Source organism: Calidifontibacter indicus (assembly GCF_003386865.1).
Taxonomy (GTDB): Bacteria; Actinomycetota; Actinomycetes; order Actinomycetales; family Dermatophilaceae; genus Yimella; species Yimella indica.
On the sequence record NZ_QTUA01000001.1, the window covers coordinates 1334943 to 1349997 of the forward strand.

Sequence of the window (15055 nt, forward strand, 5' to 3'; positions counted from 1 at the left end):
GTCGATAACCTTGCCCGGTGCTGACCGTTCAAGAAGCCCTGCTCACCCTGCAGAAGTTCTGGACCGACCGTGGCTGCATGGTCGTCCAGCCCTACAACACCGAAGTGGGCGCCGGAACCATGAACCCGGCCACGGTGATGCGGGTGCTCGGTCCCGAGCCGTGGCGGGTGGCCTACGTCGAGCCGTCCGTGCGCCCTGACGACAGCCGGTACGGCGAGAACCCCAACCGGTTGCAGACGCACACCCAGTTCCAGGTGATCCTCAAGCCCGACCCGGGCAACCCGCAGGAGCTCTACCTGGAGTCGCTGCGTGCCCTGGGCATCGACCTCGACGCCCACGACGTGCGCTTCGTCGAGGACAACTGGCAGCAGCCGGCCATCGGCGCCTGGGGTCTGGGCTGGGAGGTGTGGCTGGACGGCATGGAGGTCACCCAGTTCACCTACTTCCAGCAGGTCGTCGGCCAGAACCTCGAGCCGATCAGCGTCGAGCTGACCTACGGCATCGAGCGCATCATGATGGCGCTGCAAGGCGTGAGCCACTTCAAGGACATGCAGTACGCCCCGGGCATCAGCTACGGCGAGGTGTTCGGCCAGAACGAGTTCGAGATGTCGAAGTACTACCTCGACACCGCCGACGTGCAGACCAATCGCGACCTGTTCGAGCGCTACACCGCCGAGGCCGGCAAGCTCATCGAGGCCCGGCTGCCCGTGCCCGCCTGGACATACGTGCTCAAGAGTTCGCACGCGTTCAACGTGCTCGACAGCCGCGGCGCCGTCTCGACCACCGAGCGCGCCCGCTCCTTCTCGCTGATGCGCAAGCTCGCCCGCGAGGCCGGCGCCCTGTGGACCGACCGCCGCGCCGAACTCGGCCACCCGTTGCTGAAGGGTGAGGCCCCGCAGATGGTCATCGGCCAGGCAGTGATGCCGCCGAGCGAGGGCGAGACGTCGGCGGCGAAGGTCAGCTCCGACCAGCCGCAGACCTTCGCGTTCGAGGTCGGCGTCGAGGAACTCCCGCCGCACGTCGTCGGCCAGGCGATCGAGCAGGTGCGCACCGGTGTCACCGACGGTCTTGCAGCCTCCCGCCTGGAGTACGGCGACATCACCGTCGTCGGCACCCCGCGCCGCATCGTCGCCACCGTCGCCTCGGTGTCGGCGCACGAGCCCGACGCCGAGACCCTGCGCAAGGGCCCGAAGGTCGCCGCCGCGTTCGACGCGGACGGCAACCCGACCAAGGCCTGCGAGGGCTTCGCGCGTGGCCAGAAGGTCGACGTCGCCGACCTGGTGCGCGCGGAGTTCGACGGTGCCGAGCACGTCGCGGTGAAGGTGCAGCAGCCCGGACGCGACGTGCTGGGGGTGCTGGGCGGCATCGTCGAGGCGGTGGTCGGCTCGCTGCGCGCCGACAAGAACATGCGCTGGGCCGACCCGGAGCTCACCTACAGCCGTCCGGTGCGTTGGCTCGTCGCGCTGTGGGGCGCCGACCTGGTGCCCGCACAGATCTCGCAGCTGCGCACCGGCCGCACCACCTACGTGCACCGCACCGACCCCAATGCGTTGGTGCCGGTCGCGTCGGCCGACGAACTCACCGCGCTGCTGGGCGACAAGGGCATCGTGCTCGACCCGGAGGCCCGGCGTGCGTCGGTCGTCGAGCAGGCCACCCGGCTTGCTGAATCTGTCGGCGGAACAGTCGATTTCGAGGCGGAGTCGGCGCTCGTCGACGAGATAACCAACCTGGTCGAGCAGCCCCACGGCATCCTCGGTGGGTTCGAGGAGCGCTACCTGCGGGTGCCCGAGCAGATCCTCACCACCGTCATGCGCAAGCACCAGCGCTACCTGCCGGTGCGGGACGCGTCGGGCGCCCTGATGCCGTACTTCATCACGATGGCGAACGGCGACTGCGACGACGACGTGGTGCGCGGCGGTAACGAGTCGGTGCTGCGGGCCCGCTACGAAGACGCGGCGTTCTTCTACGACGCCGACCTGCAGGTCGACCTCACCGAACTGCGCGCGGGCATCTCCAAGCTCACCTTCGAAGACCGCCTCGGCTCGATGGCCGACCGTTCCGACCGCATCAAGGACGTCGCGGCGGCGCTCGCCGAGACGATCGACCTGGACGCCTCGGGCCGCGAAACGCTTTCCCGGGCAGGCGAACTCGCGAAGTTCGACCTTTCGTCGCAGATGGTCGTCGAGCTGTCGTCGCTCGCCGGCTTCATGGCCAAGGAGTACGCCGCGAAGGCAGGGGAGACCCCCGAGGTCGCCTCCGCGCTGTGGGAGATGGAGTTGCCGCGCACCACCGGCGGCCCGCTGCCCACCTCGGTGCCGGGAGCGTTGCTGGCGCTCGCCGACCGGTTCGACCTGCTCACCGCCATGTTCGCGATCGGCGCCAAGCCGACCGGATCGTCCGACCCGTTCGCGTTGCGTCGTGCGGCACTCGGTGTTGCGAGCATCCTGCGCGGAGTCGACGGCGTCGGTGCGATCACGATCAGCGCCGGCCTCGCTGCCGCGGCTGCCCGTCTGCGCACCCAGGGTGTCGACGTCAGTGACGAATCGGTCGCTGCAGCACAGGAATTCGTCGAAGGACGCTTCCACCAGCAGTTGCGCGACGAGGGCATCTCGGCCGGGTTGGTCGACGCCGTTGCACCGCTCGCGGACGCCCCCGGCAAGGCGGAGCTCGCGCTCAAGGACATCGAGGCCGTGCGTGCGACCGACGGGTTCGCGCCCCTGGTCGAGGTGACCCAGCGCATCACCCGGATCGTGCCGGCCGGCACCACCGGTGCCTACGACCGGTCCGTGCTCGTCGAGGACACCGAGAAGGCGCTCGCCGACCGGGTCGACGCCCTGCCCGACCACGCGGGCGACGGCCTCGTCGATTGGCTCGCCGATGCGAAGGCGATCGTCGACCCGGCGAACACCTTCTTCGACGAGATCCTGGTGATGGCCGACGACGAGGCGCTCAAGGCCGCCCGCCTCGGCCTGCTGCAGACGATCGTCGACCGTGCGCCGAAGGGCATCGACTGGAAGGCGCTGCACGCGGCGCTGTGAGACGCGCCGGACGCAAGAACAGCGGGCGGCCCCGAACGGGCCGCCCGCCTTTTGTTGCTCATGTGTCGATCACACGCCGGGGCCGCCCGAGCCGGAGCCGCCGAATGTGTTGTTCTGATACACCTTGTGCATGTGGGCCGACGCCAGCCGTGCGCCGTCACGGTCGCCGTCGATGCGGGGGCCCCTACGGAGGTTCTGACGCAGGTAGCCGCGGGACTTCCAGTTGCTGCCGGAGTTGACCCGGTCGTAGACGGCCGCGCCGATGAGGACGACGGCTATGACCGAAAGAACGATGATCCAGAACATGGTCTGACCCCCTTGCCGGAGGCGGGCCATTGCGGCCTGCCTGTGTCGGAATGACGCTACAGCGGGGCCGGATGGTTGTCACGAGTTCCGGTCGTAGGGTTGGGACCATGACCAACGAGCAGCACGGCTTCTCCACCCGCGCCATCCACGCCGGTTCGGAACCCGACCCCCGCACCGGCGCCGTCACCCCGGCGATCTACCAGACGTCCACCTACAAGCAGGACGGTGTGGGCGGCTTCCGCGAGGGGTACGAGTACTCCCGCTCCGCCAACCCGACCCGCACCGCGCTCGAGACCTGCCTCGCCGCGATCGAGGGCGGCTCGCGCGGCTTCGCGTTCGCCTCGGGGTTGGCCGCCGAGGACACCCTGATGCGGGCCGTGCTGCAGCCCGGTGACCACATGATCATCCCGACCGACGCATACGGCGGCACCTTCCGCCTCGTCGACAAGGTGGTCAAGCGGTGGGGCGTCGACTACTCGCTCGCCAAGGTGGGTCAGGCGGACGCGATCCGCGGCGAGATCCGTCCGGGCGTCACGAAGCTGATCTGGATCGAGACCCCCACCAACCCGTTGCTCGGCATCGCCGACATCGCGGCGGTGGCCCAGGTGGCGCACGAGGTCGGTGCGCTGCTGGTCGTCGACAACACCTTCGCCTCCTCCTACCTGCAGCAGCCCCTCGCGCTCGGCGCCGACGTCGTCATGCACTCCACCACGAAGTACGCGGGCGGTCACAGCGACGTCGTCGGCGGCGCGCTCGTCGTCGGTGAGGGTAAGGACGAACTCGCCGAAACCGTTGCGTTCCATCAGAACTCGCTCGGCGCGGTCGCCGGACCGATGGACTCGTGGCTGGTGCTGCGCGGTCTGAAGACCCTCGCCGTGCGGATGGAAGCCCACTGCAACAACGCCGAGAAGGTCGTCGAATACCTGCAGTCGCGCAAGGACGTCACCAACATCTACTACCCGGGTCTGGAGAGCCACCCGGGTCACGACATCGCCGCGAAGCAGATGAAGCGGTTCGGCGGCATGATCAGTTTCCAGCTCGACGGCGGGGAGCAGAATGCGGTCGACGCGATCGGTCGCACGAAGGTCTGGACCCTGGGCGAGTCGCTCGGCGGCGTCGAGTCGCTCATCGAGCACCCCGCCCGGATGACCCACGCCAGCGTGCGCGGCACCGAGCTCGAGGTGCCGGCCGACCTGATCCGACTCTCGGTGGGAATCGAGGACGTCGACGACCTGATCGCCGACCTCGACCAAGCGCTCCGCTGATGCTGTTCGTCGTGGCGGCCCTGCTCGCCGGGGCCGCCGCCTACCTGTTCGTCGCCGCCCGCCGCGACATCCTCGCGTGGGAGGAACACCGCCGACAGGTGCTGCTCGTCCGTCGTTGGGAACAGGCACGAGCAGGTCGCCCCTTCGACCAGGCCGCGCAGCCGCGCCCGGACGTCGACTCGCCGTACGCGACGGGACCCAACCCGCCGCCCCTGCCGGACCGGCCAGGTCAGACCCGGTACCTGTGGGGTGGATTGGTCGGCGCGTGCGCGCTCTTCGTGCTCGTGGCGGGCCTCGCGACCCACTTCGGATAGGCGAACCTTCAAGACTCGGTCAAGATCCTGACCGAGCGGGCTCGAGTTGTCGGTTGCGGCTGGCAGAGTGGGCAGCATGTCGCTAGCGGTTGAGGCAGATGGCCTGGTCAAACACTTCAAGGACGTGAAAGCGGTCGACGGTGTCTCGCTCGCCGTCCCGCAGGGGAGCGTCCTCGGGGTGCTCGGGCCGAACGGTGCCGGCAAGACGACCACCGTCCGCATGCTCACCACGTTGATCCCGATCGATGCCGGGCGGGCCACGGTCGCCGGGGCCGACGTCGCTCGCCAGGCGCAGGAGGTGCGCCGCAGGATCGGGGTGTCGGGGCAGTACGCCGCGGTCGACGAATACCTCACCGGCTACGAGAACCTCGAGATGGTCGGTCGGCTCTACCACCTCGGAAGGGCCGAGGCGAAGGCACGGGCCCGCGAGCTGCTCGCTCAGTTCCGGCTCGACGACGCCGCCGACCGTCCGGCCAAGACCTACTCCGGTGGTATGCGTCGCCGCCTCGACCTCGCCGGCTCGCTCGTTGCTCGACCTCCGGTGATCTTTCTGGACGAACCGACGACCGGGCTCGACCCGCGCAGCCGCGGTGACATGTGGGACGTGATCGTCTCGCTGGTCGCCGAGGGAACCTCGGTGTTGCTCACCACCCAGTACCTGGAAGAAGCCGACCGGCTGGCCGACAACATCATCGTCATCGACCACGGCCGGATCATCGCCGAGGGCACCGCCGACCAGCTCAAGGCCCAGGTCGGCGGTGAACGCCTCGAGATCACCGTCGCCGACCCGGCACGACTGCAGGACGCGGCCCGGCTGATGGCCGAGGTCGGACGCGGCGAACCGACCGTCGATGCGACCGCACGCCACGTGATCGTGCCGGTCGACGGTGGCACCCAGTCCCTGCTCGCGGTGGTGCGCCGATTCGACGAGCATTCGATCGCGGTGCAGGACATCGGAATTCGCAGACCGACATTGGACGACGCCTTCCTGTCGCTGACCGGCCGAGACACCCGAACAGAAGAAGCCAGTGACGAGTTGGAGCCCAGCACAAGATGAGTGAGTTCGTCAGCGACGCCGCGACCGTCGCCAAACGCAACCTGCTGAAGATTCGCCGGGTGCCCGATCTGCTGGTCTTCACGACCCTGCAACCGATCATGTTCGTGCTGCTGTTCGGGTACGTCTTCGGTTCGTTGGCCGGCTCCGGTGCCGCGGTGCAGGGCGGCTACCGCGAGTTCATGATGGCCGGCATCTTCACCCAGACGATCATCTTCGGGGCCACCATCACCGGTTACATGATGGCCGAGGACATGCAGAAGGGCGTGATCGATCGGTTCCGCACCCTGCCGATGCACCCGTCCGCCGTGCTGTTCGGTCGCACCGTCACCGACGTGCTGAACAACGTCCTGGTGTTGATCGTCATGTCGTTGACCGGCCTGCTCATCGGTTGGCGCATCCGGGGCAGTTTCCTGGACGCGGCCGTCGCCTACCTGCTGATGCTCGCCTTCGCCTTCGCCCTGTCCTGGGTCTTCGCCTACATCGGGTTGCGGGTTCGCTCACCCGAGGTGGTCAACAACGCCTCGTTCATGGTGATCTTCCCGGTGACCTTCATCGCGAACACCTTCGTGCCGAGCGAGAACATGCCGAGCGTGCTGAAGGCCTTCGCCGGATGGAACCCGGTCTCGACCATCACCCAGGCGGCCCGTGAGGGCTTCGGCAACCTGTACGCACTCAGCGGCGGGCAGGGGCACGCCGTCGTCGACGAGGCCACCCGGTACACCTGGGCGCTGCAGCACCCGGTGCTCTACACCGCGATCTGGGCGGTGCTGCTGCTCGTGATCTTCGTGCCGCTGTCGACCCGCGCCTATCAGAAGGCCGTGGCGAAGTAAGCCCACCGAGAACGAAAACCGCCGCCCCGATCGGGACGGCGGTTTTGTGTGTGCTGAGAGGAAACGAGCGGCTGGCGCTTGCGCAAAAGCCGGTGGTGGCACCTCGGTCACCACGCTGGAAGGCTTACGCAGAACGCCGAAGGAGCCTGCAGGCGTTATCCGTCGTAGGGCACGGCGTCGATGATCTTGACCTTGACGACCTTGCCGTTCGGGGTCTCGTACTCCGCCTCGTCGCCCTTGGCCTTGCCCAGCAGGGCGGCGCCGAGCGGGGACTTCTCGGAGTAGACGTCGAGGTCGGTGTCTCCGCCGATCTCGCGGTTGCCGAGCAGGAACTTCTCGGTCTCGCCGAACATCTCGACGGTGACGACCATGCCGGGCTCGACGATGCCGTCGTCGGCCGGCTTCTCGCCGACGACCGCGTTGCGCAGGAGAGCGTCGAGCTGGCGGATGCGGGCCTCCATCTTGCCCTGCTCCTCCTTGGCAGCGTGGTAGCCGCCGTTCTCCTTCAGGTCGCCCTCGAGTCGGGCCTCTTCGATGCGCTTGGCGATCTCGGTGCGGCCGGCGCCCACAAGGTGGTCGCGCTCGGCCTTGAGGCGGTCGAACGACTCCTGGGTCAGGAAGGTCGCCGAAGCGTCGGCAGTGCTGGTCACGGTCATCTCCCTCGTGGCGGGACGGTCCCACCATGCGTAGTTCAAAAACCGAGGTCTGGGCGGCTCGCTCTCGTCAGCGGGGCCCAGACCTGCGGAATGTGTGAAAGACCGATGTTACGCCGACGTGGGGCGAATGTCACACCGATCGACGCAGGTGGCGCGCCGATCAGCGCAGCTCGCAGTGGGTCGCTTCGCCGGTGACGGCCTGCGTCACCGTCCGCACCGAACGGGTGTATCGCGTGCTCTGGTAGGTGCTCGCGGGCAGGTCGACATCGACCCGTCCGACGGTGGCGTGATCGATGTCGTAGGCCACCAGGGTGCAGCGCACCGGACGGTCCTTCTGATCGATCACGTCGAAGGTCACGTCGATCTGACGGTCGCTCACGACCTTCACCCCGGCGGCGTTCCATGAAATGCCGCGGGTGGCCGAGATGCCCCACCACACGGCCAACAGGCTGGTGATGACGATGAGCACGCCGCCCACCGACCACCACCGGCGCGACCCGCCCAGGGCGAAACCGTCCGAACCGGCCGCTTCCTCTTCCTCGTCGCTCAGGTCGAGGTCGGGTTCGCGCGACTGCGGCGCGTCCGGGAGGTCATTCATGGAATGAGAGACTATTCCGCGGCCGACGAACGACGAGGACGAGGTGGAACCAGTGACAGGGCAGCTGCGACTCCTGGCGGTGCACGCGCACCCCGACGACGAGTCGAGCAAGGGTTCGGCGACGATGGCGAAGTACGTCGCGGAGGGCCACCGCGTGATGGTCGCCACCTGCACCGGTGGCGAGCGCGGCGACATCCTCAACCCCCGGCTGCGGGACGACCCCGAGATCAAGCGCAACCTGTCCGAGGTCCGTCGGCGCGAGATGGCCGCCGCGCAGGAGATTCTGGGCATCGAGCACACCTGGCTGGGCTTCGTCGATTCCGGTCTGCCCGAAGGGGATCCGCTGCCCCCGCTGCCCGAGGGCTGCTTCGCGCTCGAGCCGCTGGAGGTCACGACCGAAGCGCTCGTCCGGGTGATCAGGTCGTTCCGCCCGCACGTCGTCACGACGTACGACGAGAACGGCGGCTACCCGCACCCCGACCACATCATGTGTCACGACGTCACCATGTCGGCTTTCCGGGCCGCTGCCGACCCGAGCCGGTTCGAGCACGCCGGGCCGGCGTGGCAGCCGCTGAAGCTGTACTACGACCGCGGGTTCTCCCTGGAGAAGTACACCGCGATGCACGAGGGACTGCTGGCGCTCGGCAAGGAGTCGCCGTTCGCCGACTGGATCGAACGCTGGGAGAAGCGCGAACCCAACCGGGTCACGACCCGCGTCGACGTCGGCGACTTCTTCGGCCACCGCGAGCGTGCGTTGTTGGCGCACGCCACCCAGATCGACCCAGACGGTTCCTTCTTCGCCCTGTCGGCGCAGGAGCAGCAGAGCATCTGGCCCACCGAGGAGTTCGAGCTGGCGTTGTCGTACGTGCCGGTGCCGGCGGACGAGGACGATCTGTTCGCCGGGATCGGTGACCTGGCCGCCGCCGATGCGCTCGCGACCGACCCGCCTCAGGCGCCGGTCGTCGACGACGTCAGGGAGAGGACACTGAAGGCATGATCGCCGCCGAACCTGCCACCAACGTCACCGCCGGACTCCCCGGCTTCCTGGTGCTCTTCTTCGTCGCCCTGGCGTGCTGGTTCCTCTACCGCAGCATGAATCGCCACCTGCGCAAGGTGCGCTACCAGGCCGGTGACCTCACCAGCAACCAGCGGGCCGAGCAGCGCACGAACGGCGCGGACGGTGCAGACAGCGCAGCCGGTGCCGACACCGGCAACGACCGACCGAACGACTGACCGAACGACTCAGCGGTCAGCCGGCGGGCAACCGGAGCACGGCGAGCATCGCCGCGGTGTAGTGCGACGCGAACCCCAACAGGGTCAGTGCGTGGAAGATCTCGTGGAAACCGAACCAGGTCGGTGACGGGTCGGGCCGCTTGAGGCCGTAGACCACCGCGCCCGCCGTGTAGAGCAGGCCACCGAGCCCGATGAGCGACACGATCAGCAGTCCGCCGTGCTCGTACATCGGGTTGAGGTAGAAGATCGCGACCCACCCGAGTGCGATGTAGATCGGCACGTACAACCAGCGCGGGGCGCCCACCCAGAACACTCGGAACAACACGCCGGCGATGGCACCCGTCCAGACGATGACGAGCAGTTGCGTGCCCTGATCCGGCGGCAGCAGCGTCAGCGCGAACGGTGTGTAGGTGCCGGCGATGATCAGGAAGATGTTCGCGTGGTCGAACCGTTTGAGGAACCCCTCGTAGTTTGGTGACCAGGTGCCGCGGTGGTAGAGCGAGGAGATGCCGAACAGCAGGCCGGCGGTGAGGGTGAAGACCGCCGCGCCGATGCGCGCCTTCAGTGTCGGTCCGACCACCACGAGCGCGAGTCCGGCCACCATGGCCGCCGGGAACATTCCGGTGTGCAGCCAGCCCCGCATCTTCGGCTTGACCCGACGCAGCATCCGAGCGGCGTCCTCCTGGAGTTCCTCGACGCGCTGCCCGATCTGGCTCATGCACCGATCGTAGGACGGTGGCCTGAACGTCCCGACCCGCTCCCGACAGATGGGCAGCGTGGCCACGGTCGGCCCGGCGCGCGCGTTGTCGGTGGGCATAGTGTTGGACGGTCGGCACCGACGGACGTGGCGACCGAACCGGGAACTGGAGCCGGAAACTGAGTCGGGAACGGAGTGCGATGCGCGGACCGAGTGACCTCGTCTACGGGGCGTACGAGCGACACCTCGCGCGTTCGCTGCACACCGAGAACCTCCCGCGACATGTCGGCGTGATGCTCGACGGCAACCGCCGCTGGGCCAAGGCGCGCGGCACCGACACGGCGTCGGGTCACAAGGCCGGCGCCGACAACATCGCCCCCTTCCTCGGGTGGTGCGAGGAGGCCGGCATCGAGGTGGTCACCCTGTGGCTGCTGTCGACCGACAACCTCAACCGGCCCGCCGCCGAACTCGAGCCGTTGGTCGCGATCATCGAGGGCGTCGTCGCCGAACTCGCCGGACGGCGACGCTGGCGGATCAACCCGGTCGGAGCGCTGACGATGCTGCCCGAGCGCACCCAGCAGGTGCTGCGCGAAGCAGCCGACGACACCGCCGACGTCGAGGGGCTCATCGTCAACATCGCCGTCGGCTACGGCGGACGGCAGGAGATCGCCGAGGCCGTGCGGTCGCTGCTGCGTGCGCGGGCGGCCGAGGGCATGTCGATCGAGGAACTCGCCGAGATCATCGACGCCGAACACATCGCCCAACACCTCTACACCAAGGGCCAACCCGACCCCGACCTCGTCATCCGCACCTCGGGGGAGCAGCGGCTCGGCGGATTCCTGTTGTGGCAGAGCGCGTACTCGGAGTTCTACTTCTGCGAGGCGTACTGGCCCGATTTCCGACGAGTCGACTTCCTGCGGGCCCTGCGCGACTACGCCACCCGTGATCGCAGGATGGGCAAGTAGCCCCACAGGCACCAATCGACCCGTTCGTCACACCAGTCACACCCGTTTCGACGCGTCGTGTGAACAGTTCGTTAAATGCGTGAACACGCCGCGGCGTGTCCCCGGAACGGCTCGAAACCGGACGTAGATTCCACTCAACGACGAGCGCCCGTTCGTCGTTCGGGAGGCCCAGTTCATGCAGCGACCCACGCTGCGGAGGGGGCCGGCACCGGCTCCACTCTGGGCCCGGTTCCGGAACACCATCCGCGACTAGCCGCGATACCGATCGCGCGGCAAGAGGAGTCGGCATGACCGTTGAACTCAGCCCTCGCACCTACGTCCTGGACACGTCGGTGTTGCTGTCAGATCCGCGCGCGATGAACCGCTTCGCCGAACACGAAGTGGTCCTTCCGGTCGTGGTGATCAGCGAGCTGGAGGCAAAACGGCACCACCCCGAGCTGGGCTACTTCGCCCGTTCGGCTCTGCGCTACCTCGACGACCTGCGGGTGGCTCACGGCACGCTCCACTCGCCCGTCCCGGTGGGCGACGGCGGCACCCTGCGAGTCGAGCTCAACCACACCGACCCCAACTCGCTGCCGGCCGGATTCCGGCTGGGGGACAACGACACTCGCATCCTCGCGGTGGCCCGCAACCTGGCCAACGAGGGCCGGGTGGTCACCGTCGTCAGCAAAGACCTCCCGATGCGGGTCAAGGCGTCCGCGGTCGGTCTGAACGCCGAGGAGTACCGCGCCGAACTCGCGGTCGAGAGCGGGTGGACGGGCATCAGCGAACTCGACATCACCGCCGAGGAGATGGACACCCTCTACGACGAGTCGCGGCTGGAGTCGGTCACCGCGGCCGAACTGCCGTGCAACACCGGCGTCGTCATGCTGGGCCCGCGGGGAAGCGCGCTCGGACGGGTGATGGCCGACAAGAGCGTGCGCCTCGTGCGCGGCGACCGCGACGCGTTCGGCCTCCACGGGCGATCGGCCGAGCAGCGCATCGCGCTCGACCTGCTGCTCGACCCCGACGTGGGCATCGTCAGCCTCGGTGGCCGCGCCGGCACCGGCAAGTCGGCGCTCGCCCTCTGCGCCGGGCTCGAGGCCGTGATGGAGCGGCGCCAGCACCGCAAGGTGATCGTGTTCCGTCCGCTGTATGCCGTCGGCGGTCAGGAACTCGGCTACCTGCCGGGCACCGAGAACGAAAAGATGGGTCCATGGGCACAGGCCGTCTTCGACACCCTGAGCGCCGTCGTCTCGCGTGAGGTGGTCGAGGAGGTCATGGACCGCGAACTGCTCGAGGTGCTGCCGCTGACCCACATCCGCGGACGCTCGCTGCACGACGCCTTCGTCATCGTCGACGAAGCGCAGTCGCTCGAGCGCAACGTGTTGCTGACCGTGCTGTCGCGCATCGGGCAGAACTCCCGGGTCGTGCTGACGCACGACGTCGCACAGCGCGACAACCTGCGGGTCGGACGGCACGACGGCATCGCCGCGGTGATCGAGAAGTTGAAGGGGCACCCGCTGTTCGGGCACGTCACGCTGACTCGCTCGGAGCGCAGCCCGATCGCCGCGCTGGTGACCGATCTGCTGGAGGGCAGCGAGGTCTGAGACCCGGCGCACAAAGGGCCGATTTGTCACATCGGCCGAAGTGCGGCAGGCTGCCCCGAAGTGTCTCGTTTCGGTAACGGCCCCACCTGGGCGTGAGTTCAGGTCGGGGCCGTTGCCGCGGAGGAAGGAACTTCGATGGCCCGTCGTGGACGTCACTACGCCCGCCGTAAACCCGTGTTGCGCCCTGCCGCCGCGGCAACCGGCGTCGTCGCCCTCGGCGCTGTCGCCGTTGCCACGACCGACATGGCCGGCGCCCAGTCGGTCGGCGCGGCAACCCTGCGGCTCAGCCCGCAGGCCGCCACCGACCAACTCGAACTCGCCCCGGCCGTGCGCGACACGCCGGCCGACGTGCAGCGAGCCATCGCCGACCGGGCGCAGAGCAGCACCAGCCGCTCGGCGCAGCGCACCGGGTACGCCCAGCGAGCCGCGGCGTTGCGGGCCCAGGCCCGCTCGGCCGCAGCGTTGAAGCGCCTGCAGGCCTCGGTGTCGGCCAACGAACTGCGCGAAGCACCCGCGCAGCAGCCCACTGCTGCCAAGTCCGACTCGAAGCAGGGGACCACCTCGACCGCGTCCACCGGCAGGACGGCCAAGGCCGCCAACCCGGCACCGGTGTTCAGCGGCGACCCGCGGTCGATCGCCCAGAGCATGCTCGCCTCCTACGGCTGGGGGCGGGGCCAGTTCGGGTGCCTCAACAACCTGTGGACCAAGGAGTCGAGCTGGCAGGTCGGTGCCACCAACCCCTCGTCCGGCGCCTACGGCATCCCGCAGTCCTTGCCGGCGGGCAAGATGGCCAGCGCCGGCGCCGACTGGCGCACCAACCCGGCCACCCAGATCCGTTGGGGCCTCAGCTACATCCAGGCATCCTACGGTTCGCCGTGCGGCGCCTGGGCGCACTCGGTCGCAACCAACTGGTACTGAGCGCCGTCCGACCCGCGCGTGGCGGTCTGCGTGCCGACCGCCCGGCGAATCGATAGATTGGACCGGTCATGGTGGGAAATCGCGCGCTGACCGCGCTGTATTGGGTCATTGGCTTCGTGCTGGCCGTGTTGGCCGGCGTCGCGGGTGCCTCGTGGGGCAACTCGCAGGCTCCGACGTTCGGCAACGACGAAACCGGTGGCACCCCGGCGACCGGTGCTTCGCGGCTGCTGTTCAGCCTGTTCGGCGGGCTGCTCGCCGCGGCGGCGGTGCTGGCCGTGTTCGCCGGCATCTTCATGCTGCTGTGGTTGCGCGGCCGGCGCGGTCACGGCACCGACGACGACTATGAGGCCGACGCAGGCTTCATGGATCACGTCGAGTTCGGCGATGACGAAGACGACGAAGATGAGGACGCCGAGCACGGCGACGCAGCCGAGGACGGTGCGGGCGACGACTCCTACGACGACGGTTACGACACCGACGACTACGACGGCGACGGTTACGAGGATGCCGAGGCGTTCGACGAGACCGACATCGGCGACGAGTCCGTCGGCGGACGTCGGCACCCCTGAGACGTCACAAACCTGACGTCACAACTTGCGCAGGCTCACCCGGCTGACGCTGTGATCGGCGTCCTTGGTCAAAACCAGGGTGGCGCGGCTGCGCGTGGGGGCGACGTTCTCCACGAGGTTCGGCCGGTTGATGTCGCCCCAGATCTGGTTCGCCCGCTCGATCGCCTGGTCGTCGGTGAGCGAGGCGTACCGGTGGAAGTAGGACTCCGGGTCGGCGAACGCGGTGCGGCGTAGACCGAGGAACCGGTCGACGTACCAGTTGCGGATGTCCTGCTCGCGGGCGTCGACATAGACCGAGAAGTCGAAGAAGTCGGACACGGTCAGGGTGTTGCGGCGTCCGGGCAACGCCTGCGAGGGCTGCAGCACGTTGAGGCCCTCGACGATCAACACGTCGGGCTGGCGCACCACGATGCGGTCGCCGGGCACGATGTCGTAGACGAGGTGGGAGTAGACGGGGGCGGTCACCTCCGGCTTGCCCGACTTCACCTCGGAGACGAAACGCACCAGGGACCGTCGGTCGTACGACTCGGGGAAGCCCTTGCGGTTGAGGATGCCGCGCCGTTCGAGTTCGGCATTCGGGAACAGGAAACCGTCGGTCGTCACCAGTTCGACCCGGGGCGTGCCCTCCCACCGGGCGAGCAGTTCGCGCAGGATGCGGGCCGTCGTCGACTTCCCGACAGCCACCGAGCCGGCCACCCCGATGATGAACGGCGTCTTCTCCGGGCGTTCGCCGAGAAAGTCGGAGGTCACCCGGTGCAGCCGCGCGGTCGCGCCGACATAGAAGTTGAGCAGGCGGGAGAGGGGCAGGTAGACCTCCTCGACCTCCGCGAGGTTCAACCGCTCGCCGGTGCCACGCAACCGGCGGACGTCGTCCAGACCGAGGCTCATCGGGTGCTGATCGCGCAGCCGCGCCCATTGGGCGCGGCTGAACTCGAGGTACGGCGACTCTGCCGAAGCTGTCGGGCGTGACACGCCTGACATTGTGGCCGATCGGTGGTTGGCCTGGGCATCGGCCCGGAG

General features: G+C 68.4%; 16 protein-coding genes. 11 read left to right on the forward strand and 5 right to left on the reverse strand.

The annotated features are described in order from the left end of the window. Positions 1 to 17 precede the first annotated feature (17 nt). Entirely contained in the window at positions 18 to 3038 is a 3021-nt protein-coding gene (locus tag DFJ65_RS06385; protein WP_115922303.1) for a glycine--tRNA ligase, read from the forward strand. Positions 3039 to 3107: 69 nt separating this feature from the next. Here DFJ65_RS06385 and DFJ65_RS06390 read toward each other — a convergent pair whose 3' ends face one another. After that, a complete protein-coding gene (locus DFJ65_RS06390; RefSeq protein WP_147301328.1) occupies positions 3108 to 3344 on the reverse strand; it encodes a hypothetical protein in 237 nt (78 codons plus the stop codon). A 107-nt stretch (positions 3345 to 3451) separates the two neighbouring features. Between DFJ65_RS06390 and DFJ65_RS06395 the strand changes: the two genes are divergently transcribed. The 4 genes from DFJ65_RS06395 (at position 3452) to DFJ65_RS06410 (ending at position 6810) form a co-directional block, all read left to right on the forward strand. Then, on the forward strand, positions 3452 to 4609 hold the full coding sequence (locus DFJ65_RS06395; protein ID WP_115922305.1) for a cystathionine gamma-synthase: 1158 nt from the start codon (positions 3452 to 3454) through the stop codon (positions 4607 to 4609). Then, positions 4609 to 4923: a hypothetical protein gene (locus DFJ65_RS06400; protein ID WP_115922306.1), complete on the forward strand. Its 315-nt coding sequence runs from the start codon at positions 4609 to 4611 to the stop codon at positions 4921 to 4923. The genes DFJ65_RS06395 and DFJ65_RS06400 overlap by 1 nt, the downstream gene beginning before the upstream one ends. A gap of 76 nt (positions 4924 to 4999) precedes the next feature. Further along, positions 5000 to 5980, forward strand: coding sequence for an ATP-binding cassette domain-containing protein (locus tag DFJ65_RS06405; RefSeq protein ID WP_115922307.1), 981 nt, complete (start codon positions 5000 to 5002; stop codon positions 5978 to 5980). After that, positions 5977 to 6810, forward strand: coding sequence for an ABC transporter permease (locus DFJ65_RS06410; RefSeq protein WP_115922308.1), 834 nt, complete (start codon positions 5977 to 5979; stop codon positions 6808 to 6810). The genes DFJ65_RS06405 and DFJ65_RS06410 overlap by 4 nt, the downstream gene beginning before the upstream one ends. Before the next feature lie 155 nt (positions 6811 to 6965). On the opposite strand, the gene greA is transcribed toward DFJ65_RS06410, so the two are convergent. Together greA and DFJ65_RS06420 are read right to left on the reverse strand one after the other, a co-directional pair. Beyond that, on the reverse strand, positions 6966 to 7460 hold the full coding sequence (greA, locus tag DFJ65_RS06415) for a transcription elongation factor GreA (protein WP_115924145.1): 495 nt from the start codon (positions 7458 to 7460) through the stop codon (positions 6966 to 6968). A 166-nt stretch (positions 7461 to 7626) separates the two neighbouring features. Further along, positions 7627 to 8064, reverse strand: coding sequence for a DUF4307 domain-containing protein (locus DFJ65_RS06420; RefSeq protein ID WP_115922309.1), 438 nt, complete (start codon positions 8062 to 8064; stop codon positions 7627 to 7629). 52 nt (positions 8065 to 8116) lie between these two features. Here DFJ65_RS06420 and mca point away from each other — a divergent pair, with 52 nt between their 5' ends. Further along, positions 8117 to 9061: a mycothiol conjugate amidase Mca gene (mca, locus tag DFJ65_RS06425; RefSeq protein WP_115922310.1), complete on the forward strand. Its 945-nt coding sequence runs from the start codon at positions 8117 to 8119 to the stop codon at positions 9059 to 9061. Then, a complete protein-coding gene (locus tag DFJ65_RS06430; RefSeq protein WP_115922311.1) occupies positions 9058 to 9297 on the forward strand; it encodes a hypothetical protein in 240 nt (79 codons plus the stop codon). The genes mca and DFJ65_RS06430 overlap by 4 nt, the downstream gene beginning before the upstream one ends. A 16-nt stretch (positions 9298 to 9313) precedes the next feature. On the opposite strand, the gene trhA is transcribed toward DFJ65_RS06430, so the two are convergent. Next, positions 9314 to 10015 (reverse strand): PAQR family membrane homeostasis protein TrhA, encoded by a 702-nt coding sequence (gene trhA / locus DFJ65_RS06435; RefSeq protein WP_115924146.1) that lies wholly within the window; start codon positions 10013 to 10015, stop codon positions 9314 to 9316. 179 nt (positions 10016 to 10194) lie between these two features. Here trhA and DFJ65_RS06440 point away from each other — a divergent pair, with 179 nt between their 5' ends. The 4 genes from DFJ65_RS06440 (at position 10195) to DFJ65_RS06455 (ending at position 14035) form a co-directional block, all read left to right on the forward strand. Further along, positions 10195 to 10959: an isoprenyl transferase gene (locus DFJ65_RS06440; RefSeq protein ID WP_115922312.1), complete on the forward strand. Its 765-nt coding sequence runs from the start codon at positions 10195 to 10197 to the stop codon at positions 10957 to 10959. Between the two features lie 287 nt (positions 10960 to 11246). Then, positions 11247 to 12548, forward strand: coding sequence for an RNA 5'-3' helicase PhoH2 (phoH2, locus tag DFJ65_RS06445; RefSeq protein ID WP_115922313.1), 1302 nt, complete (start codon positions 11247 to 11249; stop codon positions 12546 to 12548). A gap of 135 nt (positions 12549 to 12683) precedes the next feature. Then, entirely contained in the window at positions 12684 to 13466 is a 783-nt protein-coding gene (locus DFJ65_RS06450) for an aggregation-promoting factor C-terminal-like domain-containing protein (protein ID WP_147301329.1), read from the forward strand. Positions 13467 to 13534: 68 nt separating this feature from the next. Beyond that, on the forward strand, positions 13535 to 14035 hold the full coding sequence (locus DFJ65_RS06455; RefSeq protein ID WP_115922315.1) for a hypothetical protein: 501 nt from the start codon (positions 13535 to 13537) through the stop codon (positions 14033 to 14035). An 18-nt stretch (positions 14036 to 14053) separates the two neighbouring features. On the opposite strand, the gene coaA is transcribed toward DFJ65_RS06455, so the two are convergent. After that, complete coding sequence (gene coaA, locus DFJ65_RS06460; RefSeq protein WP_115922316.1) at positions 14054 to 15016, reverse strand: type I pantothenate kinase; 963 nt, start codon at positions 15014 to 15016, stop codon at positions 14054 to 14056. Between the last annotated feature and the right edge of the window lie 39 nt (positions 15017 to 15055).

Coding starts and splice junctions, on each gene's coding strand:
- phoH2 (WP_115922313.1), top strand. CDS start 11,247: ATGACCGTTGAACTCAGCCCTCGCACCTACGTCCTGGACACGTCGGTG.
- DFJ65_RS06420 (WP_115922309.1), bottom strand. CDS start 8,064: ATGAATGACCTCCCGGACGCGCCGCAGTCGCGCGAACCCGACCTCGAC.
- coaA (WP_115922316.1), bottom strand. CDS start 15,016: ATGTCAGGCGTGTCACGCCCGACAGCTTCGGCAGAGTCGCCGTACCTC.
- DFJ65_RS06405 (WP_115922307.1), top strand. CDS start 5,000: ATGTCGCTAGCGGTTGAGGCAGATGGCCTGGTCAAACACTTCAAGGAC.
- trhA (WP_115924146.1), bottom strand. CDS start 10,015: ATGAGCCAGATCGGGCAGCGCGTCGAGGAACTCCAGGAGGACGCCGCT.
- DFJ65_RS06450 (WP_147301329.1), top strand. CDS start 12,684: ATGGCCCGTCGTGGACGTCACTACGCCCGCCGTAAACCCGTGTTGCGC.
- DFJ65_RS06410 (WP_115922308.1), top strand. CDS start 5,977: ATGAGTGAGTTCGTCAGCGACGCCGCGACCGTCGCCAAACGCAACCTG.
- DFJ65_RS06455 (WP_115922315.1), top strand. CDS start 13,535: ATGGTGGGAAATCGCGCGCTGACCGCGCTGTATTGGGTCATTGGCTTC.
- DFJ65_RS06440 (WP_115922312.1), top strand. CDS start 10,195: ATGCGCGGACCGAGTGACCTCGTCTACGGGGCGTACGAGCGACACCTC.
- DFJ65_RS06395 (WP_115922305.1), top strand. CDS start 3,452: ATGACCAACGAGCAGCACGGCTTCTCCACCCGCGCCATCCACGCCGGT.
- DFJ65_RS06400 (WP_115922306.1), top strand. CDS start 4,609: ATGCTGTTCGTCGTGGCGGCCCTGCTCGCCGGGGCCGCCGCCTACCTG.
- DFJ65_RS06430 (WP_115922311.1), top strand. CDS start 9,058: ATGATCGCCGCCGAACCTGCCACCAACGTCACCGCCGGACTCCCCGGC.
- DFJ65_RS06390 (WP_147301328.1), bottom strand. CDS start 3,344: ATGTTCTGGATCATCGTTCTTTCGGTCATAGCCGTCGTCCTCATCGGC.